This is a genomic window from Pseudomonas sp. SWRI81 (assembly GCF_014268545.1).
GTDB classification, from domain to species: Bacteria; Pseudomonadota; Gammaproteobacteria; order Pseudomonadales; family Pseudomonadaceae; genus Aquipseudomonas; species Aquipseudomonas hamedanensis.
Window position 1 is genome coordinate 92872 of the sequence record NZ_JABWQS010000004.1, and the last position, 20332, is coordinate 113203.

Here is a 20332-nt window from a genome sequence, read left to right on the forward strand (position 1 = left end):
TTACTCGTCAGGTCACGGGTGCCGGCCGCCAGCGATCCCCGCGCGGCGGAGCACAGCAGATTTAGCGCGTCGGGGGAGCCGAACCTTAGCGCGTCAGACGCGGCTCGACAATGGGCAAACGGTGCTTTAGTCCAGCGCTGGCTGCGTAAAAGCCTCGCGCAGGCGATCATCGGAGAACTCGTCGGCGTGTTGCTCGACCCATTGCAGGGCCAGTTGCTGAATGGCCTGGAGATCATCGTGGGGGTCGTTCTGGCGACAGAAGCGCTCGATCTGACACACCTGCTCACCCATTCTTGCGCTGAACAGCGTCTGTTCATCGGTAAAGGCGATCCCCACCAGATAGCCCTTTTTGCGCCGCAGGCACCAGGCGACGAAGCCTGCAAAGCAGATGTCGGCGTGCAGCGTCGGCAGGCGTACCTGCAAGGCGGTGCCATGGCGCCAGGCACGGTGGTAATTGCAAGCGATGCCGCCGAGGCTGATAGTGTGCAGCTGTTGTCGGGAAATGCACTCAGGCTTGAGCAAGGTTAATTCAACCGGCACTTCCTCCGGATGAGGTATGAAACGTCCCATGAGCACAGACTCCCTGTGTCGGCCATCTGACATTGTTTCCCCCAGTATAGTGGTCGAATCCGAGCTGACCGATTTCGACGCCGACCAGCAGCTGTTGGCGATGAGCGGTGTTTCGCTGGTGATTTTTACCAGCGTCGGCTGCGCCAGTTGTCGCTATGCCCGCGAAGTTCTGCCGGGGATGGCGCTGGCGGTTGATCGCCTGTGCTGGATCGATGCGGGCGAGAACGGCGGATTGGTGCAGCGCTACCAGGTGTTTCATTTGCCGGCGCTGTTTGTGGTGCGCGACGGCGAATTCTTTGGTGCCTTGCACACGCGCCTGACGGTCGATGACTTGGACCAGGCCGTGGCTCAGGCGCTGGGTCGAACTGCAGAGGAGTTGCCATGAGCGAGACAGTGAACAAACCGGTGGTGGGCATTATCGGCACCGGTGCGATCGGCGGGTTTTACGGGGTGATGCTGGCGCGTGCCGGTTTCGATGTGCACTTTCTGTTGCGCAGCGAATTTTGCGCAGTGGCTGAGCGCGGTTTGCAGATCAACAGTGCGGTGCACGGCCCGTTGACGCTGCATCCGGCCAATACCTACTCGGCCGCCGAAGACATGCCGCCCTGCGACTGGTTGCTGGTCGGCACGAAAACCACCAGCAACGTCGGTCTGGCACCGGCGATCATTCAAGCGGCCAAGCCAGACGCAAAAGTGCTGTTGCTGCAAAACGGCCTTGATGTCGAAGACAGCCTGCGGCCGTTGTTAGCGGATTCGCTGCATCTGCTTGGCGGTCTGTGCCTGATCTGCGTGCACCGCGACGCCCCGGGGCAGATCACCCATCAGGCCCTCGGCGCGGTGAACGTCGGTTATCACAGCGGCCCGGCCATCGCTGACGCGGCGCGTCAGGCGATTGTCGAGGAGGGCGCCGGGCTGTTCCGCGCTGCCGGCATCGATTCCCAGGCGATGGCTAACCTGCATCAGGCGCGCTGGCAGAAGCTGGTCTGGAATATTCCCTACAACGGTCTTTCGGTTCTGCTGGGCGCCGGCACCACGCCGCTGATGGCCGATGCCGACAGCCGCGTGCTGATTCAGGCGTTGATGGCCGAAGTGGTGCAGGGCGCCAAGGCCTGCGGTCACGACATTGCGCCGGGATACGCTGACTACCTGTTCACCATGACCGAAAAAATGCCCGACTATTGGCCGAGCATGTACCACGATTTCCGACATAAACGACCACTGGAGCTGGAGGCGATTTACGCTCGGCCACTGGCGGCGGCAAAAGCGGCAGGCTGTGAATTGCCGCGCATAGATGCGTTGTATCGCAGTCTGTGTTTTATCGATCGTGGCAATCTTTGAGTTTTTCTGGGCAAGGCGGGGGAAGGCATGGCCAACAATATCGATGACAAACTGGTGCTGGCGATTTCGTCGCGTGCGCTGTTCGACCTGAGCGAAAGTCACAAGGTCTATCTGTCGAGCGGCGTCGAAGCCTATCGGCAATACCAGATCGAACATGAAGACGAGATTCTCGCGCCGGGCGATGCCTTCCCGCTGGTGGAAAAACTGCTGAGCCTCAACAGCCGCCTCGGCCGTGCGCGGGTCGAGGTGATTCTGGTGTCGCGCAACAGCGCCGACACCGGGCTGCGCGTGTTCAACTCGATTCACCATTACGGCCTGGCGATTTCCCGGGCGGCGTTCGTGGGCGGGCGCAGTCCGTATCCCTACCTGAAAGCATTTGGTTGTGATTTGTTTCTGTCGACTCATGCCGAGGACGTACGCGCCGCCCTCGACGCCGGTTTCGCCGCAGCGACGATCCTGTCCGGTGGCGCGAGCCGCGCGGCCAGCGATGAATTGCGCATTGCCTTCGACGGCGACGCAGTGATCTTCTCCGACGAATCGGAACGCATTTATCAGTCCGGCGGGCTCGAAGCGTTTCAGGCCAAAGAGCGCGAATCGGCCCGCGAGCCGTTGCGGGGCGGGCCGTTCAAAGGTTTCCTGGCGGCGCTCAATCTGTTGCAGCGCGAGTTCCCCGACGATGCCTGCCCGATTCGCACGGCGCTGGTCACCGCGCGTTCGGCGCCGGCCCATGAGCGGGTGATTCGCACGTTGCGCGAATGGGACATCCGCCTCGATGAATCGCTGTTTCTCGGCGGTCTGACCAAATCCGCATTCCTTGAAGCCTTTGCCGCTGACGTGTTCTTCGACGACCAGACCGGCCACTGCGAACTGGCCCGAGAGGTGGTCGCCACCGGCCATGTGCCGCACGGCATCAGCAACGAACCTTCGATCTAGAGCCTTCTGGTTCAGGACATTGCGTCACACGTCGTACTCGCCGAGGCACTGCTAAGCTGAATCAATCTCCGCCATCGTTGGCTCGCGAGGAGGTCCCATGATTCGCTCAATGCTGTATGCCACCGACCTCGGTCTTTACGCACCGTTCGTGATGCAGCATGCCCTGGCGCTGGCGCGAACATTCAATGCCGATCTGTATGTGGTGCATGCGGTGGAGCCCATGGGCCTGTTTGCCGAGTCGGTGCTGCAGAGCTACCTCGACGAACAGGCATTGAACGAATTCCATAGTCAGGGTCTGAAAACTGTCATCGCCAACATCGAGCAGCGGGTGCTGGACAGCTTTCGCGAAGAGCTGGGGGACGAGGGCGAGCAGGACTTGCAGCGCATTCGCGCGGTGCGCGTGCTGCAGGGCGATCCGTCGCAGGTGATTCTCGACCAGGTGCAGAAACTCTCCGTCGATTTACTGATCGTAGGGAGTCACAGCCACGGGGTCGGTGCGGAAACACCGTTGGGGCGCACGGCGGCGCGGGTCCTGCAATTGGCCAAGGTGCCGGTGTATCTGGTGCCGTTGGTGGAGCGTCGGCGCCGGGAGGATCGCTGAGGCAGAATAATGGCGCTTTGATAAAAAAGTTCTAGATTTATTATCCAAACCATTAATATAGTTATATACCGTCGCTGATGCCCGTGGCGTCTTTCTGCTTTGAGGGATTCATATGAAGCTTCAACAACTGCGCTACATCTGGGAAGTGGCGCACCACGACCTCAACGTTTCCGCTACCGCCCAAAGCCTCTACACCTCGCAACCGGGCATCAGTAAACAGATTCGCCTGCTGGAAGACGAACTGGGCGTCGAAGTGTTTGCCCGCAGCGGCAAGCACCTGACCCGCGTCACCCCGGCCGGTGAGCGCATCATCACCACCGCCGGCGAGATTCTGCGCAAGGTCGAAAGCATCAAACAGATTGCCCAGGAATTCTCCAACGAGAAGAAAGGCACGCTGTCGATTGCTACCACTCACACCCAGGCGCGTTACGCCCTGCCGCCGGTGATCAGCAATTTCATCAAGCAATACCCGGACGTGGCGCTGCACATGCATCAGGGCTCGCCGATGCAGATCGCTGAAATGGCCGCTGATGGCACCGTCGATTTCGCCATCGCCACCGAAGCGCTGGAACTGTTCGGCGATCTGGTGATGATGCCGTGCTACCGCTGGAACCGCTGCGTGGTCGTGCCCCAGGGCCATCCGCTGACCAAACTGCCGAAGCTGACACTTGAAGCCCTGGCCGAATACCCGATCGTGACCTATGTGTTCGGCTTCACCGGCCGTTCGAAACTCGACGAAGCTTTCAGTCATCGCGGCCTGACGCCGAAAGTGGTGTTCACTGCCGCTGACGCCGACGTGATCAAAACCTACGTGCGTCTGGGCCTGGGCGTGGGCATCGTGGCGAAAATGGCCGTCGACACCAAGCTCGATAACGACCTGGTGGTGCTGGATGCCAGTGAACTGTTCGAGTCGAGCGTGACCAAGATCGGTTTCCGTCGCGGCACTTTCCTGCGTGGTTTCATGTGCGACTTCATCGAGAAGTTTGCCCCGCACCTGACCCGGGAAGTCATGGCCAAGGCCATTCAATGCCACAACAAGCAGGAACTGGAAGAACTGTTCGACGGCGTCGAACTGCCGGTTCACTGATCCGCTGCTTCAAAGCACCTCGGTGACAGCAAACTGTTGCCGGGTGCCCGCCACCAGAATCTCCACCTCATCGCCCTCGAACTTGCCCAGCAGGCTTTTGCCCAGCGGCGAGCGCGGGGTGATGACGGTAATCGGCTGACCGACCACGTCGACTTTCAGGCCTGCCGCATCCGGCGCCAGAAACAGCCATTGCTCGCGCCCCTTTTCGTCCTCCAGACCGAGCAGGGCGCCGACTTCGATCCCGCGATTTTCATCGTAGGCGCGCAACGTCAGGTTTTGGCACAACGCCAGTGACTGGCGGATTTCCTCGACCCGTTTCGCCTGGCCCGCCGCCAGATAGGATGCCTCCAGCCCCAGGGTGTCGTATTTGTTTTCAGCGATGTTCTCTTCGTGGGTCGCGGTTTCGTAAGCGGTCTGCGCAGCACGCTCGGCGATGTCGAGGTCGATGCGCAGCTTATCGAGAATCAATTGGTGGACGGTCTGTTTGTTCATGGTCAATCGCAGAATTGTAAAACGTTGGCGCGGCTCTTTTCAGTCGGCGCGGTCTGGTCCTGTTGCAGCCAGAACTGGCATTTGGGGTTGGAAGCATTACGTGAATTGGCGCGCGCCTGATCCAGCCGGGCCTGTTGTTCGTTCTTGCGCAGGTTTTCTTCGTACTGTTGGAACAGTGGACTTTGCGCCGGGATGTCCGGCTGAACTTGCACGGGAACTGGCGCCGTCGCGGGTGGATTGACTCTCTGCTGCACCGCTTGGGCGACAGGCGCCAGTTGCTCGGGGAAGATAAAACGCGACAGCAGCCAGCAGGTCAGTGCGATGGCGACGAAGCCCAGCCACAGGCCCAAAGCTATGCTGCCGATCAAATGCAGCGCGCTAAGCTGAACAGGTAAGGGGCGACGCGGATTGGGGCGGTAGGGCATGGCTGCCTCCTGGCGATGATTGCGGGCAAGTGCCGCGATTGTCGCACGAAGATTAATCGCCGTCGGCTCTTCTGCACGAGGTCATTTATGCGGACAATCAGCGTTTTTGCCAACGGGGAGTCTTGAATGCCGCAACCGAAAACCCGCTGGGATATTTTCTGCACCGTGGTCGACAACTTCGGCGACATCGGCGTCACCTGGCGTCTGGCCCGGCAACTGGTGGCCGAACATGCCTTGCCGGTGCGCTTGTGGGTCGATGATTTGCGTGCGTTCGAGCGCATTTGCCCAGAGATCGACGTCGATCTTGCGCAGCAATGGCAGCAGGGTGTCGAGGTGCGTCACTGGCCGAGCGAGTGGGCCCACGCCGAGGCCGCCGATGTGGTGATCGCTGCCTTCGCCTGCCAGTTGCCCGCTGATTACATGGACAGCATGGCCGCGCGGGAAACACCGCCGCTGTGGCTCAACCTCGATTATCTCAGCGCCGAAGACTGGGTGACCGGCTGTCACGGCTTGCCATCGGTGAAATACAAAACGGTGCAAAAGTTCTTCTTCTTTCCGGGCTTCAAATCGGGGACGGGGGGGCTGCTGCGTGAACGCGGATTGCTCGAACGGCGTCGGCAGTTTCAGCAGGATCGGTCGGCGCAGCGACAATTCCTGCAAGGGTTGGGCATTGATCCCGCGCCCGGTGCGCAGTTGATCTCGCTGTTTGCTTACGAAAATACCGGATTGGCCAGTTGGCTGGACGTGCTGGCCGGGGACGCGACGCCGACCCACCTGCTGGTACCGGAAGGGCGGATTCTCGGCGATGTGGCGCGCTGGCTGGGCGTGGAAACCCTCACTGTCGGCGCGATTCATGTACGCCAGACGCTGACCGTGCAGGTGCTGCCGTTCGTCCGGCAAGACCAATACGATCACTTGCTCTGGTGCTGCGATTTCAATGCGGTGCGCGGCGAAGATTCCTTCGTCCGGGCGCAATGGGCGGGGCGGCCGATGCTCTGGCACATCTATCAGCAGGATGACGATATCCACCTGGACAAGCTCGACGCCTTCCTCGCGCTCTATACCAAAGGCCTGCCACCGGAAGCCGCCCAGGCGATGAACGGTCTCTGGCGCGCCTGGAACGCCGGTCAACCGATCGGCGGGCACTGGCTGGCAGCCCGCAAACACTGGCCACCGCTGCAGGAAAACGCCGAAGCTTGGTGTCTGGAACAGGCCTTGCAGGCCGATCTTGCCACGGCGCTGGTACAGTTTTATGTAAATTGGATATGATACGCGGCCTAGATTTTTGTAAATCCCATCCAAATTCGGATATTCGCAATGAAAACTGGTAAAGAACTCAAACCCGGTACCGTGATCCGTATCGACAACGATCCTTGGCTGGTTCAGAAAGCTGAATTCACCAAGTCGGGCCGTAACAGCGCGATCATGAAGACCAAGCTGAAGAACCTGCTGACCGGTTACAAGACCGAAACCGTTTACGGTGCGGACGACAAACTGGACGACGTGATCCTTGATCGTAAAGAAGCCACCCTGTCGTTCATCAGCGGTGACACTTACACGTTCATGGACACCACTGACTACACCATGTACGAACTGAACGCCGAAGACATCGAAAGCGTTCTGCCTTTCGTTGAAGAAGGCATGACCGACGTTTGCGAAGCCGTGTTCTTCGAAGAGCGTCTGGTTTCCGTAGAATTGCCGACCACCATCGTGCGTCAGGTTGACTACACCGAAGGCTCCGCTCGCGGTGACACTTCCGGCAAGGTGATGAAGCCTGCCAAACTGAAGAACGGTACCGAGCTGTCGGTAGCTGACTTCATCGAAATCGGCGACATGATCGAGATCGATACCCGCGAAGGCGGTTCCTACAAAGGCCGTGCCAAATAAGCACTGCTTTTTACGGAAAGAAAAAACCCGACCATTGAGTCGGGTTTTTTTGTGCCTGCGGTTTGTGCAACAACGCAAATCCCCTGTAGGAGTGAGCCTGCTCGCGATGGCGGTGATTCAGTCACAGAAGAGGTCGACTGAAATGACGCTATCGCGAGCAGGCTCACTCCTACAGGGGGATGTGGTTACTTCAGATGTTCCTTCAGCTCCTGCGAAGCCTGCAACATCGCCGACCGCACCGCCGGCACCTGGCTGACCACGTTGAGCAAACCGTAATCGTGGATCATGCCGTTGTACCGCACCGCCGTCACCGGCACACCCGCTTCGTCGAGTTTGCGTGCGTAAGCCTCGCCCTCATCACGTAGCACGTCGGCGCTGGCGGTCTGTACCAGCGCAGGCGGCAAGCCTTTGAGTTGTGCGGTGGTGGCGCGCAGCGGCGAGGCGTAGATCTCGTTACGCTGCCTGGCGTCGGTGGTGTAGTTGTCCCAGAACCACTTCATCATGTTGCGGGTGAGGAAGTGACCTTCTGCGTACTGGTTATACGAACCGGTGTCGAAGTTGGCATCGGTCACTGGCCACAGCAGCACCTGGAATTTGATCGCCGGCGTGCCTTTGTCTTTCGCCATCAGCGCTACAACCGCCGCCATATTGCCGCCGACGCTGTTGCCGGCCACGGCCAGACGCTTGCCATCGACGTTGATCTCTTTGCCGTGTTCCGCCACCCACTTGGTCGCGGCGTAGGCCTGGTTGATCGCTACCGGGTAATGCGCTTCCGGGGAAGGTGTGTAGTTGACGAACACCGCCGCCGCGCCCGAACCGACCACCAGATCGCGCACCAGGCGTTCGTGCGTCGGGAAATCCCCCAGCACCCAGCCGCCGCCGTGGAAGAACATGAACACCGGCAGCTCACCCTTGACCCCGGCCGGCCGGACGATGGTAAGGCTCAACGATTGACCATCGACCTGCACGGTCTTTTCGCTGACGTCGGCTTTGGGCAGCGTCAACTTGACCCCGGACTGCGCGCCGACCAGCACGGCGCGGGCATCCTTGGGCGACAGCTGCTCGATCGGCTTGCCGCTGCCTGAATTCAGCGCATCGAGAAAGGCCTGGGTGTTGTGTTCGACATCACCGGCAAAGGCGCTATGCACAGACAGGGCGAGAAGGGTACCGGTCAAGACTTTGCTGAAAGTGTTCATGTTCAATTTCCTTGTTCGGGCCGGGGGGGCTTCAGTGATTACACAGTGACGTGCAGACGGACATCGACGTTGCCACGGGTGGCGTTGGAGTACGGGCAGACCTGGTGGGCCGCGTCGACCAGCGCTTGTGCGTCGGCTTGTTCAAGGCCCGGCAGGCTGATGTGCAAATCGATGTCCAGACCGAAACCGCCAGGGATCTGGCCGATGCCGACGTGGGCGGTGATCGACGCGTCGTCCGCAATTTTGCGTTTGGTCTGGCTGGCGACGAATTTCAACGCGCCGATGAAGCAGGCCGAGTAACCGGCAGCGAACAGTTGCTCAGGGTTGGTCGCCGCGCCACCGGCACCGCCGAGTTCTTTGGGGGTGGCGAGTTTGACGTCAAGCACGTTGTCGCTGGAGATCGCACGACCGTCACGGCCGCCAGTGGAAGTTGCGATTGCGGTGTAGAGAGTTTGCATGGTGTGAGCCTCGTAGGTTGTGATGTTGTGCGCTAATTGTTTGCGCGCTAAGTAGGTGTGAAGAGAATGTATAGCGCTAATGTTTAGTGCGCAAGATAAAATTTTGAAAAAATTTGAAATAACGTGACTGTCGAGAGATCAATCAGCTGGAAAGGGTTGAGATAGAAGGCTCGGAGGGGTTTTGAAGGCGAAAGATATTTTTCAGGCGAAGGCGCTCTACTGTAGGAGTGAGCCTGCTCGCGATAGCGTTTTGTCAGGCAACATATGCGGTGACTGGAATACCGCTATCGCGAGCAGGCTCACTCCTACAGGGGGCTGTGGCGTTCAGTTGAGGCTGTCTTGCAGATGCCCCCGCAGCGCCTGCAGTTCGGCCTGCAATTTCTGCAAGCGCTCAAGGGTGAAGCCGCTGGCGCCCAAAATGCACTGCGGCACGGTCTGCGCCTTGTCGCGCAAGGCCCGGCCCGCTTCGGTCAGCTCGACAATCACCACCCGTTCATCCACTTTGCTGCGGGTGCGGCTAAGCAGGCCTTCCGCTTCCAGGCGTTTGAGCAGCGGGGTCAGCGATCCCGGATCGGTAAGCAGACGCGCGCTGATTTCTCCCACGGTCAAACCGTCTTGCTCCCACAGCACCATCATCGCCAGATACTGCGGATAGGTCAGCCCCAGCGCCTGCAACAGCGGTTTGTAGACCTTGGTCATCATCAGCGACGTCGAGTGCAGGGCGAAGCACGCCTGATTGTCGAGCAGCAAGTCGTCGCAGTTGTCGCGTTCGGAAGTCATGTCAAAGCCTTGATCGTTGATCGTTTTAAATCTAGCGCTCGAATCTTTAATGCGCCAGATAAATATACCCGGGTCAGTGTCGAGCGAATTGCCGTTGCAAAGCCAGGTCCCAAGGCGGCACCGGGCTGAAGCGGGTTTTCAGGTACTCCAGCAACAACCGACTGCGCGAATGAATCTGCTGTTCCATCCGCAGCGCATAAATGCCGGTGGACTCCGGCGGCGGCAGGCCGTGTTCACAAAACAGCGGCAGCAACTCGCCGCGCAGCAGGTATTCGCTGGCCAGCCAGGTTGGCAGGTGTGCGACGCCCAGTCCCGCCGCCGCGCCACACGCCAGGGCCTCGGCATTGTTGGCGCTCAGGCGTATGCGCGACGGACGATGCAACTGCATCTGCCCGTCCACCTCGAACTTCCAGGCGAAGGGCGGCGCAAGGCCTTCCCAGTCCAGACCGTCGTGTTCGCTCAACTGCGCAGGGTGATTGGGCACGCCACGGCGCTTCAGATAGTCGGGACTGGCGCAGGCGACACGGACCATGCTCGCCAGCGGTGTCGCGACCAATCGGGTGTCGGCCAGTTGGCCGGCACGCAGCACCAGGTCGACCTTGCCCAGATTGGCGCCGGCCATGTCGATGAAGCTGTCGATCAGGTGCATCTGCACGTCGAGTCCGGGGTAGAGCAAAAGAAAATCGGCAATCACTGGCGCCAGGTGCCGACGTCCGAAGGCCGCGGGTGCGTCGATGCGGATCAGCCCTTCAGGTGCGCTGCTCAGGGACACGGCTTCGGCGCGTGCCAGTTGCAGCTCGGCGATGATCCGTCGCGCTCGTTCGGCAAACGCCATGCCGGCCGAGGTCGGGAGTACGGCATGAGTGCTGCGCACGAACAACTGGCTACCCACCGCACTTTCCAGGCTGTCGATGCGCCGCGCCACGGCGGAAGGCGTCAGCGGATGGCGACGCGAAGCGGCCGAAAAGCTGCCGCTCTCCAATACATCAAGGAACAAGCCGAGCTGGTCGGTCAATTGGTTGGGATTCATCAGAAAAACACGCTTGTGCAAAATCGGCATAGCCATTGTGCGTTGCTGTGCGTTTCCCCGCTAGGCGCGACTGCGTAGCATTGCTCACTTGACGCTTGAGGATGACGGTTGTGATGGAGCTTTTGTTGTACCTGTTGTTTGGCGCCGCCCTGGGCACCTTGGGCGGCATCTTCGGCATCGGCGGTGGCTTGATCGCCATTCCCTTGCTCGGCGTGTGGTTCGGACTGGATCAACAGATCGCCCAAGGCACCGCGCTGGTGATGGTGGTGCCGAACGTGATGCTGGCGCTGTGGCGCTATCACCAACGCAATCGCATCGAACTGCGTCATGCGCTGCCGTTGGCGGCGATGGGCTTTTGCTTTGCCTGGCTCGGTTCGATCTGGGCGGTGGGCATCGATGCGCAAACCATGCGCATCGGCTTTGTCGCGTTTCTGGTGGCGCTGTCGGCTTACAACCTGCTGAAAATGTTCGGCCGGCGACCCGCGCCGAGCGCCGAGATGCGCTATTCCTGGCCGTGGCTCGGCGTGCTTGGCGCAGCGTCCGGGACCATGGGCGGGTTGTTCGGCGTCGGCGGCGCTGTGGTGGCCACGCCTGTGTTGACCAGCCTGTTCGGCACCACGCAAGTGGTGGCGCAAGGTCTGTCGCTGGCGCTGGCATTGCCAAGCACCGGCGTGACCCTGGTCACGTACGCGGTGCACCACGAAGTCGACTGGATGATCGGCTTGCCTTTGGCCATCGGCGGTCTGGCCAGCATCAGTTGGGGCGTGAAAGTCGCCCACGCCTTGCCGGAAAAACTGCTGCGGGGGCTGTTCTGCGGTTTTCTGGTGCTGTGTGCGGTGATGCTCGCGTTTAAAGTTTGAAGCCTTCGACGATGTGCTCGGCCAGGCATTCGGTGATCGGCGACGGATTGTTGAGGTTGCGGATCAGCATGATGCTGGCTTCCGGCAACAACGGCAGGCCTTCGTCGGCACCGAGAATGCGCATGTCCGGGGTGATCAGGCTCTCCAGTTGCGCGGTGATCGCCAGACCCGCGCTGACCACGGCCATCAGCGCCGACAAACTGCTGCTATTGTAGGCGATGCGGTAATCGCGGCCCATCGCATCCAGTGCGTTACACGCCCACAAGCGGCAAAAGCAATCACTGTTGAACATCGCCAGCGGCAGCGGCGTCTGCTCGTGCGCGCTGAAATTTTGTGCTTCGGCCCAGACAAACCGCTCCTTGCGCAATAGCTGTCCAAGCTCGTTGCCCGGCTCGCGGGTGACGATCGACAAATCCAGATCGGTGCGTTGCAACAACTGCTTGCTCGACTCGCAATGCACCTCGATCTGGATCAGCGGATAGAACTGCGCGAACCGCGACAGGATCCCCGGCAGAAAGCGCATCACGTAATCGTCCGGCGTGCCGATCCGGACGGTGCCGACCATGTGCGGCTCGCGCAAAGTGTTGAACACCTCGCTGTGCAACTTGAGGATGCGCCGCGCATAGCCGAGCAACACCTGGCCCTCGGCAGTCAGCCGCACCTGGCGGCCGTCGCGCTCAAACAGCTGGCGCTGCAATACGTCTTCTTCCAGCCGCTTCATTTGCATGCTCACCGCCGATTGCGTGCGGTTGACCATCTCGCCGGCGCGGGTGAACCCGCCTTGATCGGCAATGGCGACAAAGGTGCGCAGGACATCGGTATCGATACTGGGGTAGGCCGACAATTGATGAATCTCCGTGATGCATGCCATCAGAAACATTCGTTGGATTGATCTTAGCGCCAGCGCGAGACTTGAGCCATCCACAAAAGGAGGCAACACGATGAAAGGTCAAAGAGAGTATCCAGGCGATGTAGAACATGCCGGCCACGGCCATATTGTTTCCGACCTGCTGCACAAGTTTAGCCGCTGGTACGAATTGCACCGCGAACGTGAATTGCTGGCCAGTCTCAGCGACGAAGCGCTGAAGGACATCGGCGTCAGTCGTGCCGATGTCGAGCACGAGTCGGTGCGGCCGTTCTGGGACGACCCGATGCATAAATGATCAAGCGAACGCTACACAAACCACTTTCGGCTGAGGTAGGTTGCGAGCAGACAAGGAGATGCTCATGCCCGCGACACTGGCCTTATCCCTCAAACAGGCGCGACGTCTGGCGCTGGCCGCCCAAGGATTCAACGGGCGCCAGCCGCCAACCGTCAACGCTGCGCACCTCAACCGGCTGATCGAACGGCTGGGCCTGCTGCAAATCGACTCCGTCAACGCCGTGGTGCGCTCGCACTACCTGCCGCTGTTCTCTCGTCTCGGTACGTATTCTTCGGATCTGCTCGACCAGGCTGCCTGGAGCTCGGGCCGTCGGCGTACGATTTTCGAATATTGGGGACATGAAGCCTCGTTGCTGCCGTTGTCGATGTATCCGCTGATGCGCTGGCGCATGCAGCGCGCCAGGCGTGGCGAGGACATCTATCGGCAGTTGGCAACGTTCGGTCGCGAGCGCCAGGACGTCATTCGCCGGGTGCTGGGCGCGGTTCAAGAGCAGGGCGCGTTGGGCGCCGGCAGTCTGTCGACCCGCCAGGACAAGGCGGGGCCATGGTGGGACTGGAGTGTGGAAAAACTTGCGCTGGAATGGTTGTTCGCAACCGGCGAAGTGACGGTGGCGGGGCGGCGTGGTTTTGAGCGTTTGTACGACTTACCCGAGCGAGTGTTTCCCGCAGCAATGCTTCAACAGCCGATGCCTGACGAGGCCCAGGCCCAGCGTGGTTTGCTGCTGCACGCGGCGCAAGCGTTGGGCGTCGCTACGGAGAAAGACCTGCGTGATTATTTCCGCCTGAATCCTGCGGATGCGCGCCCGCGCCTGGCGGAACTGGTGGAGGCTGGTCAGTTGCACACCTGCGAAGTTGCCGGTTGGCGGCAGATCGCCTATTGCCTGCCGGCGCCGAAGATACCGCGTAAAGTTTCGGCGAGCGCGCTGCTGTCGCCGTTCGATTCGTTGATCTGGGAGCGCAGCCGAACCGAGCGTCTGTTCGATTTTCGCTATCGGCTGGAGATTTATACGCCGCAGCACAAACGGGTTTATGGCTATTACGTGTTGCCGTTTTTGCACAACGAGCGAATTGCCGCGCGCGTTGACCTGCGTGCCGAGCGAGCGGCGGGGCAGTTGGCGGTGCATGCGGTGCACGAAGAGGCGCCGGGACTGGACGAGGCGGGGATGCTGGCGCTGGCCTTGAATTTACGGCGAATGGCCGATTGGTTGGGGTTGGCGCGCGTGCAGTTGAATTGTCAGCGCGAGAGTGCGGCTCGGTTGCGGGTGGCATTGGCGCAGGTTGATGGAAGCTGAAACGGCCTCATCGCGAGCAGGCTCACTCCTACAGGGGAAACGCATTCCAAGTGTAGGAGTGAGCCTGCTCGCGAAGGGGGCGACTCGGTCTAGCGCCGAACCTGCTTCAAGGTCTCGGCAATCAAAAACGCCAGCTCCAGCGACTGATCGGCATTCATCCGTGGATCACAGTGGGTGTGATAACGGTCCGACAAGCCATCTTCGGTAATCGGCCGCGCGCCGCCGATGCACTCGGTGACGTTCTGCCCGGTCATCTCGATATGAATGCCGCCAGCGTAACTGCCTTCCGCTTCGTGCACCTGGAAGAACTGTTTTACCTCACCGAGGATCTGCGCAAAGTCGCGGGTCTTGTAGCCGCTGCTGGCCTTGATCGTATTGCCGTGCATCGGGTCGGAACTCCACAGCACTTGTTTGCCTTCGCGCTGCACTGCGCGGATCAGCGCCGGCAGGTGGTCGCCGACCTTGTTCGCGCCCATCCGCGCGATCAGGTTAAGTCGGCCCGGGTCGTTGTCCGGGTTGAGCACGTCGATCAGACGAATCAGGTCGTCAGGGTTCATGCTCGGGCCGACCTTGACGCCGATCGGGTTGTTCACCCCGCGCAGGAACTCAACGTGGGCGCCGTCGAGCTGACGGGTGCGGTCGCCGATCCACAACATGTGCGCCGAGCAATCGTAGTAATCGTTGGTCAGGCTGTCGCGGCGCACGAAGGCTTCTTCGTAGTTCAGCAGCAGCGCCTCGTGAGCGGTGAAAAAACTGGTTTCGCGCAGTTGCGGCGAACTGTCCATGCCGCAGGCGCGCATGAACGCCAGGGTTTCATCGATGCGGTCGGCGAGGTGGCTGTATTTCTCGGCAAGCGCCGAGTTGGCGATGAAGTCCAGGTTCCACTTGTGCACCTGATGCAGATCGGCAAAGCCGCCCTGGGCGAAGGCGCGCAGCAGGTTCAGGGTTGCGGTGGACTGGTGATAGGACTGCAACAGCCGTTCCGGGTCCGGCACGCGGCTTTTCTCGTCGAAGCCGATGCCATTGACGATGTCGCCACGGTAGGCCGGCAGCGTCACGCCGCCGATGGTCTCGTCATTGGCCGAGCGCGGCTTGGCGAACTGACCGGCCATGCGTCCGACCTTGACCACCGGGCAGCCGGCGGCGAAGGTCATGACAATCGCCATTTGCAGCAGCACTTTGAACGTGTCACGAATTTTCGCCGCAGAGAATTCGGCAAAGCTTTCTGCGCAATCGCCGCCCTGCAGCAGGAACGCCCGGCCCTGAGTCACTTCGGCGAACTGACGGCGCAGCTCGCGCGCCTCGCCAGCGAACACCAGCGGCGGATAGCTGGCCAGGGTCTGCTCGACCTGGCGCAGGTGCGCGGCGTCGGGGTATTGCGGTTGTTGCTGGATCGGCAAAGCGCGCCAGCTGTCAGGGCTCCACGGTTGGCTCATCACGGTCTCGAAGTTCATACGCAGGGGAACGCCATGTTAGCAGCAATTAGTGCGTGACCTGCTGCCACCCCTTCGCCGACAATCGGCGCTTTGCCACGGCGCCATAGCGGTGCCATCGCGTCACCGCGCCCGGTGACCATCAGGAGACGAAATGACTGAGGAGCGCGTCGAGCATCTGCTCGCCGAAGTACAGGACGAGTTCGGCGTGATTCGTGTGCTGGAAGTGGCCGATTACCGGTTTCTTGAATTTGGCGATGCGATCGAGCAGAGCTGCGTGTTTACCGCTGATCCGAGCTGGCTGGAGTACGACTACACCCGCGCGATGCTGATTGGCGCGCTGTGCCATGAGCAGCCGGAGAGTGCGCTGTTTCTTGGCCTGGGCGCCGGCACGCTGACCCAGGCGTGCCTGAAGTTTCTCCCGCTGGAAGACGTCGAAGCCATCGAACTGCGGCCCGACGTACCGCGCCTGGCGATCGAATACCTGGGGCTGGATGACGATCCGCGGCTGTACATCCGCGTCGGCGATGCCCTCGAGTTGCTGCCGAGCGCCGAGCCGGCGGACCTGATTTTCGTCGACCTGTATACCGATGTCGGCCCGGGTGTCGGGCATCTGGCGTGGAGTTTCCTCGGCGACTGCCAGAAACGCCTGAATCCGGGCGGCTGGCTGGTGATCAATCAGTGGGCCACCGACGACGGCAAGCCGCTGGGCGCGGCGTTGTTGCGCGGGCTCTACCACCGGCATTACTGGGAGCTGCCGGTGAAGGAGGGCAACGTGATTCTGATCGTACCGGCGGATCTCGATCAGGACCTGGACATGCAGGCGCTGACCCAACGGGCCGGGGCGCTGGCGCCGCGGTTGGGGTATTCGTTGCAGTCGTTGATCAAGGCGATTCGCCCGGCGACCTGAAACGAGGGCCGTGCCGGCCCTATCGCGAGCAGGCTCACTCCTACAGGGGATTGCGTTCCAAATGTAGGAGTGAGCCTGCTCGCGATGGCGCCTTGGTAGGCGCCAAACTTCTCAAACGCCTTTGAAAACCCCAGGCCGCCGCTCCACCAACGACCGCACCCCCTCCCGGGCATCTTCGGTCGCCAACAACCTCTTCACCAACACCGGCAACCCCTGCGCTGCCGCCGTCTCACCCTCATACCGCGCCTGCCGTGCCGACAGCAACGTCGCCTGCACCCCCAACGGCGCCTGTCGGGCGATCCGCTCAGCCAGTTCAATGGCTCGCGGCATCAGGTCTTCACTGGCCATCACTTCCTGCACCAGGCCCAGGTGCAACGCGTCATGCGCATCAAACTCATCACCGGTGAGCAGCCAGCGCATCGCATTGCCCCAGCCGGCGATCTGCTGGAAACGTAACGTCGCGCCACCAAACGGAAAGATCCCACGCTGCACTTCCATTTGCGCGAAGCGGGTGTTGCTCGCACACAGGTTGATATCAGCGGCCAGCATCAACTCGATGCCGATGGTCAGGCAATAGCCCTGCGCCGCGATGATCACCGGTTTGCTCACCCGTGGCCCGACGAAAACGCCCCACGGATCGCAACCGCCGGTCGGAACCTGCCAGCCTTCGGCCAGAGCGGCACTGGCGTTGACCAGATCGAGGCCGGCGGTAAAGTGCTCGCCGTGGCCAAACACCACGGCCACCCGCGCTTCGCGGTCGGCTTCGAACTCGCCGTAAGCCAGGCTCAGGTCATTGAGCAGATCAAGGTCGAAGGCGTTGCGCTTGGCCGCCCGATCGAGGCCGATCAGGTGCACGTGACCACGACGTTCTCGGCTGACGCGGCCGGCGCAGGGCTGATTCATGGCGAAATCCTCGAACGCGAAGGGCAGGTGCGCGGCGCTTTGCCGCAGGTCGGTGAACCGTTTAAGCGTGATCGCCCGCAGGGACGGGCCTTTGCAAAATAGACCGTTGCGCGATTATCCGCAAAACCCCGTTACACAGCGGTGACACACGGATTGCGGCGATAAAAAAAGCTCCCTTGTTGGGCGAAATCCGGTATAGTGCGCGCCGGCCTTTAACCGGGCCGCGTTTAGGTAGCGCAATTTCCCGAAGTCAGCTTCGGCTGCACGTCCGCATTGCGGGCTCTTCCTTGACGATCCATCTTCATTCATTCGTTTTCGCAAATCCCCGCCGACAAAGCTGCCAGGGCGACTCTTGAGTCTCAACACGGCATGCGCAGCTTTGGAGCATGGGTCTTTGCGGATGCACTTAGAGGCAGACCCATGACCCAGGAAACCGGCGGATTCGCCGCTTTTAATCTTAATCCGAATATTCTTGCAGCCGTCGCAGCGACCGGCTACGAAGAGCCTTCGGCGATTCAGCAGCAATCGATCCCGATCATCATGGCCGGCCAGGACATGATTGGCCAGGCGCAAACCGGTACCGGTAAAACCGCCGCGTTCGCACTGCCTATTCTGCACTGCATCGATCCTGCCAAGCGCGAACCGCAAGCCCTGATCCTGGCGCCAACCCGAGAGTTGGCGCTGCAAGTAGCAACCGCTTTTGAAACCTACGCCAAGCAAATGCCAGGCGTTACTGTCGTGGCCGTTTACGGCGGCGCGCCGATGGGCCCGCAACTCAAGGCAATCCGTAATGGCGCACAGATCGTTGTCGCCACCCCGGGTCGTCTGTGTGACCACCTGCGTCGCGACGAGAAAGTCCTGTCGACCGTGAACCATCTGGTTCTCGACGAAGCTGACGAAATGTTGAAGCTGGGCTTCATGGATGACCTGGAAGTCATCTTCAAGGCTCTGCCAGCGACCCGTCAGACCGTTTTGTTCTCGGCGACCCTGCCGCAGTCGATCCGCGCCATTGCCGAACGCCACTTGCGCGATCCGCAACACGTCAAGATCCAGACCAAGACCCAGACCGTTACCGCGATCGAACAGGCTCACCTGTTGGTTCACGCTGACCAGAAAACCTCGGCCGTGCTCAGCCTGCTGGAAGTCGAAGACTTCGATGCACTGATCATGTTCGTGCGCACCAAGCAAGCGACCCTGGATCTGGCCAGCGCCCTCGACGCCAAAGGCTACAAAGCCGCCGCGTTGAACGGTGACATCGCCCAGAACCAGCGTGAGCGCGTTATCGATTCGCTGAAAGATGGCCGTCTGGACATCGTTGTGGCGACCGACGTTGCTGCTCGCGGTCTGGACGTTCCGCGCATCACTCACGTATTCAACGTTGACATGCCGTACGATCCGGAATCCTACGTGCACCGTATCGGCCGTACCGGCCGTGCCGGTCGCGAAGGTCGCGCACTGCTGCTGGTCACGCCACGTGAGCGCCGCATGCTGCAAGTGATCGAGCGTGTGACCGGTCAGAAGGTTGCCGAAGTGCGTCTGCCGGATGCTCAGGCAGTGCTCGATGCGCGCATCAAGAAACTGACCAACAGCCTGTCGCCGCTGGTTGCCGATGCAGAATCGACCCACGGTGATCTGCTCGATCGCCTGACCGCCGACATCGGTTGCACCCCGCGTGCACTGGCCGCAGCGCTGCTGCGCAAGGCTACCAACGGTCAAGCGCTGACCTTGGCAGCGATCGAGAAGGAACGTCCACTGGTGCCGAACAACGCACCGCGTGGCGACCGTCCTGAGCGTTCCGGCGATCGTCCTGACCGTGGTGACCGCGAGCGTCGCGCGCCAATGCCGCTGGGCGAAGGCCGTGCTCGTTGCCGTACCGCGCTGGGTGCGCGTGACGGTATCGCTGCGAAAAACCTGCTGGGCGCCATCCTCAACGAAGGCGGTCTGGCCCGTGAAGCGATCGGTCGCATCCAGGTGCGTGACAGCTTCAGCCTCGTCGAGCTGCCGGAAGAAGGTCTGGAGAAACTCCTGACCAAGCTGAAGGACACTCGCGTGGCCGGTAAGCAGCTCAAGCTGCGTCGCTACCGCGAAGATTGATCCGCCCTCGGGCTGATTGATCGCACATAAAAAATCCCCGACTGGTTCGGGGATTTTTTTTGCCTTTTTTTGGCTTCTGTGGGAGCGAGCCTGCTCGCGAATGCTTCAACCGAAGCGATAAATATCCATACCCAGCGCACCCATCGTAAAGCCCTGATGCGCCACGCTGAATATCCCACCGGCACCGCGCGCAAAGTACAACGGCAACAAATGCTCATCACTCGGGTGACTGCGCAGCGCATTCGGCGCCTGCTGGCGATAGTCATGCAGCGCCGCTTCATCGTCGGCCGTAAGCTTGTCTATCATCCAGTCACGGAAATCCCGCGCCCACGGCTCGATGCTTTCCGGGCCGGCATGCCAGTCCAGTTCTCGCAGGTTGTGGGTAATGCTGCCGGAGCCGATGATCAGGATGCCCTGTTCACGCAGGCTCGCCAGCGCACGGCCAACCCGCGTCTGCAATGCCGGCCCGCCGCGACTCGGCAGCGAGACTTGCACCACCGGAACATCCGCCTGCGGGTACATCAGCGACAGGGGCACCCACACGCCATGGTCGAACGGACGTTGCGGATCGAGGCGCGCTGGCAGGTCGTTCGCTGTCAGCAAGTCGGCCACATCGGCCGCCAACTGCGGATTGCCCGGCGCCGGATACTGCACTTCAAACAGCGCGCGGGGAAAACCGCCGAAGTCGTGCCAGGTATCCGGTTGCGGGTGGCTGGCGACCAGCAGTTCCTGGCTTTCCCAGTGTGCCGAGACGATGACGATGGCGTTGGGGCGCGGCAGTTCGGCGGCCAGTCGCGTCAATGCCGGGCCACTGGCGCCGGGTTCCAGCGCCAGCATCGGTGAACCATGGGAGATAAACAGGCTGGGAAACATGCGAGGGT

23 protein-coding genes are annotated in these 20332 nt (G+C 61.0%); 12 read left to right on the forward strand and 11 right to left on the reverse strand.

The window, feature by feature from the left end; translation table 11 throughout:
• Nucleotides 1–126: 126 nt before the first annotated feature.
• Nucleotides 127–570: a PilZ domain-containing protein gene (locus HU765_RS04185; protein WP_186547087.1), complete on the reverse strand. Its 444-nt coding sequence runs from the start codon at nt 568–570 to the stop codon at nt 127–129.
• Here HU765_RS04185 and HU765_RS04190 point away from each other — a divergent pair.
• The 5 genes from HU765_RS04190 (at nt 569) to cysB (ending at nt 4529) form a co-directional block, all read left to right on the forward strand.
• Complete coding sequence (locus HU765_RS04190) at nt 569–955, forward strand: thioredoxin family protein (protein ID WP_186619150.1); 387 nt, start codon at nt 569–571, stop codon at nt 953–955. The two genes, HU765_RS04185 and HU765_RS04190, sit on opposite strands and share 2 nt — an antisense overlap.
• Nucleotides 952–1908, forward strand: coding sequence for a putative 2-dehydropantoate 2-reductase (locus HU765_RS04195; protein WP_186619151.1), 957 nt, complete (start codon nt 952–954; stop codon nt 1906–1908). Before HU765_RS04190 ends, HU765_RS04195 begins: the two co-directional genes overlap by 4 nt.
• Nucleotides 1909–1935: 27 nt before the next feature.
• The gene (locus tag HU765_RS04200) at nt 1936–2841 is read left to right on the forward strand and encodes a 5'-nucleotidase (protein ID WP_186547090.1); all 906 of its coding nucleotides are present in this window, start codon (nt 1936–1938) and stop codon (nt 2839–2841) included.
• A gap of 97 nt (nt 2842–2938) precedes the next feature.
• Nucleotides 2939–3442 (forward strand): universal stress protein, encoded by a 504-nt coding sequence (locus HU765_RS04205; RefSeq protein ID WP_186547091.1) that lies wholly within the window; start codon nt 2939–2941, stop codon nt 3440–3442.
• Nucleotides 3443–3554: 112 nt separating this feature from the next.
• Nucleotides 3555–4529 (forward strand): HTH-type transcriptional regulator CysB, encoded by a 975-nt coding sequence (cysB, locus tag HU765_RS04210; RefSeq protein ID WP_003183769.1) that lies wholly within the window; start codon nt 3555–3557, stop codon nt 4527–4529.
• Nucleotides 4530–4538: 9 nt separating this feature from the next.
• Here cysB and HU765_RS04215 read toward each other — a convergent pair whose 3' ends face one another.
• Nucleotides 4539–5021 carry a GreA/GreB family elongation factor gene (locus HU765_RS04215; RefSeq protein ID WP_186547092.1) on the reverse strand — a complete coding sequence of 161 codons (483 nt, stop codon included), beginning with the start codon at nt 5019–5021 and terminating at the stop codon, nt 4539–4541.
• 2 nt (nt 5022–5023) lie between these two features.
• Entirely contained in the window at nt 5024–5446 is a 423-nt protein-coding gene (locus HU765_RS04220; RefSeq protein ID WP_186619152.1) for a hypothetical protein, read from the reverse strand.
• Between the two features lie 126 nt (nt 5447–5572).
• Here HU765_RS04220 and earP point away from each other — a divergent pair, with 126 nt between their 5' ends.
• Together earP and HU765_RS04230 are read left to right on the forward strand one after the other, a co-directional pair.
• Nucleotides 5573–6715, forward strand: coding sequence for an elongation factor P maturation arginine rhamnosyltransferase EarP (gene earP, locus HU765_RS04225; RefSeq protein WP_186619153.1), 1143 nt, complete (start codon nt 5573–5575; stop codon nt 6713–6715).
• A 48-nt stretch (nt 6716–6763) separates the two neighbouring features.
• Entirely contained in the window at nt 6764–7333 is a 570-nt protein-coding gene (locus tag HU765_RS04230; RefSeq protein WP_003226785.1) for an elongation factor P, read from the forward strand.
• A 185-nt stretch (nt 7334–7518) separates the two neighbouring features.
• Here the strand turns inward: HU765_RS04230 and HU765_RS04235 are convergent, their stop codons facing one another.
• The 4 genes from HU765_RS04235 to HU765_RS04250 form a co-directional block, all read right to left on the reverse strand.
• On the reverse strand, nt 7519–8529 hold the full coding sequence (locus HU765_RS04235) for an alpha/beta hydrolase (RefSeq protein WP_186619154.1): 1011 nt from the start codon (nt 8527–8529) through the stop codon (nt 7519–7521).
• A gap of 38 nt (nt 8530–8567) precedes the next feature.
• The gene (locus HU765_RS04240; protein WP_186619155.1) at nt 8568–8987 is read right to left on the reverse strand and encodes an organic hydroperoxide resistance protein; all 420 of its coding nucleotides are present in this window, start codon (nt 8985–8987) and stop codon (nt 8568–8570) included.
• A gap of 324 nt (nt 8988–9311) precedes the next feature.
• Nucleotides 9312–9767, reverse strand: coding sequence for a MarR family transcriptional regulator (locus HU765_RS04245; RefSeq protein WP_186619156.1), 456 nt, complete (start codon nt 9765–9767; stop codon nt 9312–9314).
• 73 nt (nt 9768–9840) lie between these two features.
• Complete coding sequence (locus tag HU765_RS04250; protein WP_186619157.1) at nt 9841–10797, reverse strand: LysR family transcriptional regulator; 957 nt, start codon at nt 10795–10797, stop codon at nt 9841–9843.
• Between the two features lie 110 nt (nt 10798–10907).
• Between HU765_RS04250 and HU765_RS04255 the strand changes: the two genes are divergently transcribed.
• A complete protein-coding gene (locus tag HU765_RS04255; RefSeq protein ID WP_186619158.1) occupies nt 10908–11657 on the forward strand; it encodes a TSUP family transporter in 750 nt (249 codons plus the stop codon).
• Here HU765_RS04255 and HU765_RS04260 read toward each other — a convergent pair.
• On the reverse strand, nt 11647–12501 hold the full coding sequence (locus HU765_RS04260) for a LysR substrate-binding domain-containing protein (protein ID WP_186547174.1): 855 nt from the start codon (nt 12499–12501) through the stop codon (nt 11647–11649). The two genes, HU765_RS04255 and HU765_RS04260, sit on opposite strands and share 11 nt — an antisense overlap.
• A gap of 97 nt (nt 12502–12598) precedes the next feature.
• On the opposite strand from HU765_RS04260, the gene HU765_RS04265 reads away from it, so the two are divergent.
• Nucleotides 12599–12820 carry a DUF1127 domain-containing protein gene (locus HU765_RS04265; RefSeq protein ID WP_186547098.1) on the forward strand — a complete coding sequence of 74 codons (222 nt, stop codon included), beginning with the start codon at nt 12599–12601 and terminating at the stop codon, nt 12818–12820.
• A gap of 64 nt (nt 12821–12884) precedes the next feature.
• Nucleotides 12885–14111 carry a winged helix-turn-helix domain-containing protein gene (locus tag HU765_RS04270; protein WP_186619159.1) on the forward strand — a complete coding sequence of 409 codons (1227 nt, stop codon included), beginning with the start codon at nt 12885–12887 and terminating at the stop codon, nt 14109–14111.
• Nucleotides 14112–14200: 89 nt separating this feature from the next.
• On the opposite strand, the gene HU765_RS04275 is transcribed toward HU765_RS04270, so the two are convergent.
• Nucleotides 14201–15547, reverse strand: coding sequence for a 3-deoxy-7-phosphoheptulonate synthase class II (locus tag HU765_RS04275; protein WP_038861070.1), 1347 nt, complete (start codon nt 15545–15547; stop codon nt 14201–14203).
• A gap of 151 nt (nt 15548–15698) precedes the next feature.
• Between HU765_RS04275 and HU765_RS04280 the strand changes: the two genes are divergently transcribed.
• Nucleotides 15699–16454: a spermidine synthase gene (locus tag HU765_RS04280; RefSeq protein WP_186619160.1), complete on the forward strand. Its 756-nt coding sequence runs from the start codon at nt 15699–15701 to the stop codon at nt 16452–16454.
• A 111-nt stretch (nt 16455–16565) separates the two neighbouring features.
• On the opposite strand, the gene HU765_RS04285 is transcribed toward HU765_RS04280, so the two are convergent.
• Nucleotides 16566–17357: a crotonase/enoyl-CoA hydratase family protein gene (locus HU765_RS04285; RefSeq protein WP_186619161.1), complete on the reverse strand. Its 792-nt coding sequence runs from the start codon at nt 17355–17357 to the stop codon at nt 16566–16568.
• 420 nt (nt 17358–17777) lie between these two features.
• Between HU765_RS04285 and HU765_RS04290 the strand changes: the two genes are divergently transcribed.
• On the forward strand, nt 17778–19451 hold the full coding sequence (locus HU765_RS04290; protein WP_186547102.1) for a DEAD/DEAH box helicase: 1674 nt from the start codon (nt 17778–17780) through the stop codon (nt 19449–19451).
• Between the two features lie 105 nt (nt 19452–19556).
• Here the strand turns inward: HU765_RS04290 and HU765_RS04295 are convergent, their stop codons facing one another.
• Complete coding sequence (locus tag HU765_RS04295; RefSeq protein WP_186619162.1) at nt 19557–20324, reverse strand: class III extradiol ring-cleavage dioxygenase; 768 nt, start codon at nt 20322–20324, stop codon at nt 19557–19559.
• Between the last annotated feature and the right edge of the window lie 8 nt (nt 20325–20332).

What these genes read in the sequence shown, in the direction of transcription:
- HU765_RS04290 (WP_186547102.1), top strand. Translation starts at nt 17,778, where the DNA reads ATGACCCAGGAAACCGGCGGATTCGCCGCTTTTAATCTTAATCCGAAT.
- HU765_RS04200 (WP_186547090.1), top strand. Translation starts at nt 1,936, where the DNA reads ATGGCCAACAATATCGATGACAAACTGGTGCTGGCGATTTCGTCGCGT.
- HU765_RS04265 (WP_186547098.1), top strand. Translation starts at nt 12,599, where the DNA reads ATGAAAGGTCAAAGAGAGTATCCAGGCGATGTAGAACATGCCGGCCAC.
- HU765_RS04285 (WP_186619161.1), bottom strand. Translation starts at nt 17,357, where the DNA reads ATGAATCAGCCCTGCGCCGGCCGCGTCAGCCGAGAACGTCGTGGTCAC.
- HU765_RS04220 (WP_186619152.1), bottom strand. Translation starts at nt 5,446, where the DNA reads ATGCCCTACCGCCCCAATCCGCGTCGCCCCTTACCTGTTCAGCTTAGC.
- HU765_RS04270 (WP_186619159.1), top strand. Translation starts at nt 12,885, where the DNA reads ATGCCCGCGACACTGGCCTTATCCCTCAAACAGGCGCGACGTCTGGCG.
- HU765_RS04275 (WP_038861070.1), bottom strand. Translation starts at nt 15,547, where the DNA reads ATGAGCCAACCGTGGAGCCCTGACAGCTGGCGCGCTTTGCCGATCCAG.
- HU765_RS04250 (WP_186619157.1), bottom strand. Translation starts at nt 10,797, where the DNA reads ATGAATCCCAACCAATTGACCGACCAGCTCGGCTTGTTCCTTGATGTA.
- HU765_RS04235 (WP_186619154.1), bottom strand. Translation starts at nt 8,529, where the DNA reads ATGAACACTTTCAGCAAAGTCTTGACCGGTACCCTTCTCGCCCTGTCT.
- HU765_RS04280 (WP_186619160.1), top strand. Translation starts at nt 15,699, where the DNA reads ATGACTGAGGAGCGCGTCGAGCATCTGCTCGCCGAAGTACAGGACGAG.
- HU765_RS04190 (WP_186619150.1), top strand. Translation starts at nt 569, where the DNA reads ATGAGCACAGACTCCCTGTGTCGGCCATCTGACATTGTTTCCCCCAGT.
- cysB (WP_003183769.1), top strand. Translation starts at nt 3,555, where the DNA reads ATGAAGCTTCAACAACTGCGCTACATCTGGGAAGTGGCGCACCACGAC.
- HU765_RS04215 (WP_186547092.1), bottom strand. Translation starts at nt 5,021, where the DNA reads ATGAACAAACAGACCGTCCACCAATTGATTCTCGATAAGCTGCGCATC.
- HU765_RS04295 (WP_186619162.1), bottom strand. Translation starts at nt 20,324, where the DNA reads ATGTTTCCCAGCCTGTTTATCTCCCATGGTTCACCGATGCTGGCGCTG.
- HU765_RS04245 (WP_186619156.1), bottom strand. Translation starts at nt 9,767, where the DNA reads ATGACTTCCGAACGCGACAACTGCGACGACTTGCTGCTCGACAATCAG.
- earP (WP_186619153.1), top strand. Translation starts at nt 5,573, where the DNA reads ATGCCGCAACCGAAAACCCGCTGGGATATTTTCTGCACCGTGGTCGAC.
- HU765_RS04230 (WP_003226785.1), top strand. Translation starts at nt 6,764, where the DNA reads ATGAAAACTGGTAAAGAACTCAAACCCGGTACCGTGATCCGTATCGAC.
- HU765_RS04240 (WP_186619155.1), bottom strand. Translation starts at nt 8,987, where the DNA reads ATGCAAACTCTCTACACCGCAATCGCAACTTCCACTGGCGGCCGTGAC.
- HU765_RS04185 (WP_186547087.1), bottom strand. Translation starts at nt 570, where the DNA reads ATGGGACGTTTCATACCTCATCCGGAGGAAGTGCCGGTTGAATTAACC.
- HU765_RS04205 (WP_186547091.1), top strand. Translation starts at nt 2,939, where the DNA reads ATGATTCGCTCAATGCTGTATGCCACCGACCTCGGTCTTTACGCACCG.
- HU765_RS04195 (WP_186619151.1), top strand. Translation starts at nt 952, where the DNA reads ATGAGCGAGACAGTGAACAAACCGGTGGTGGGCATTATCGGCACCGGT.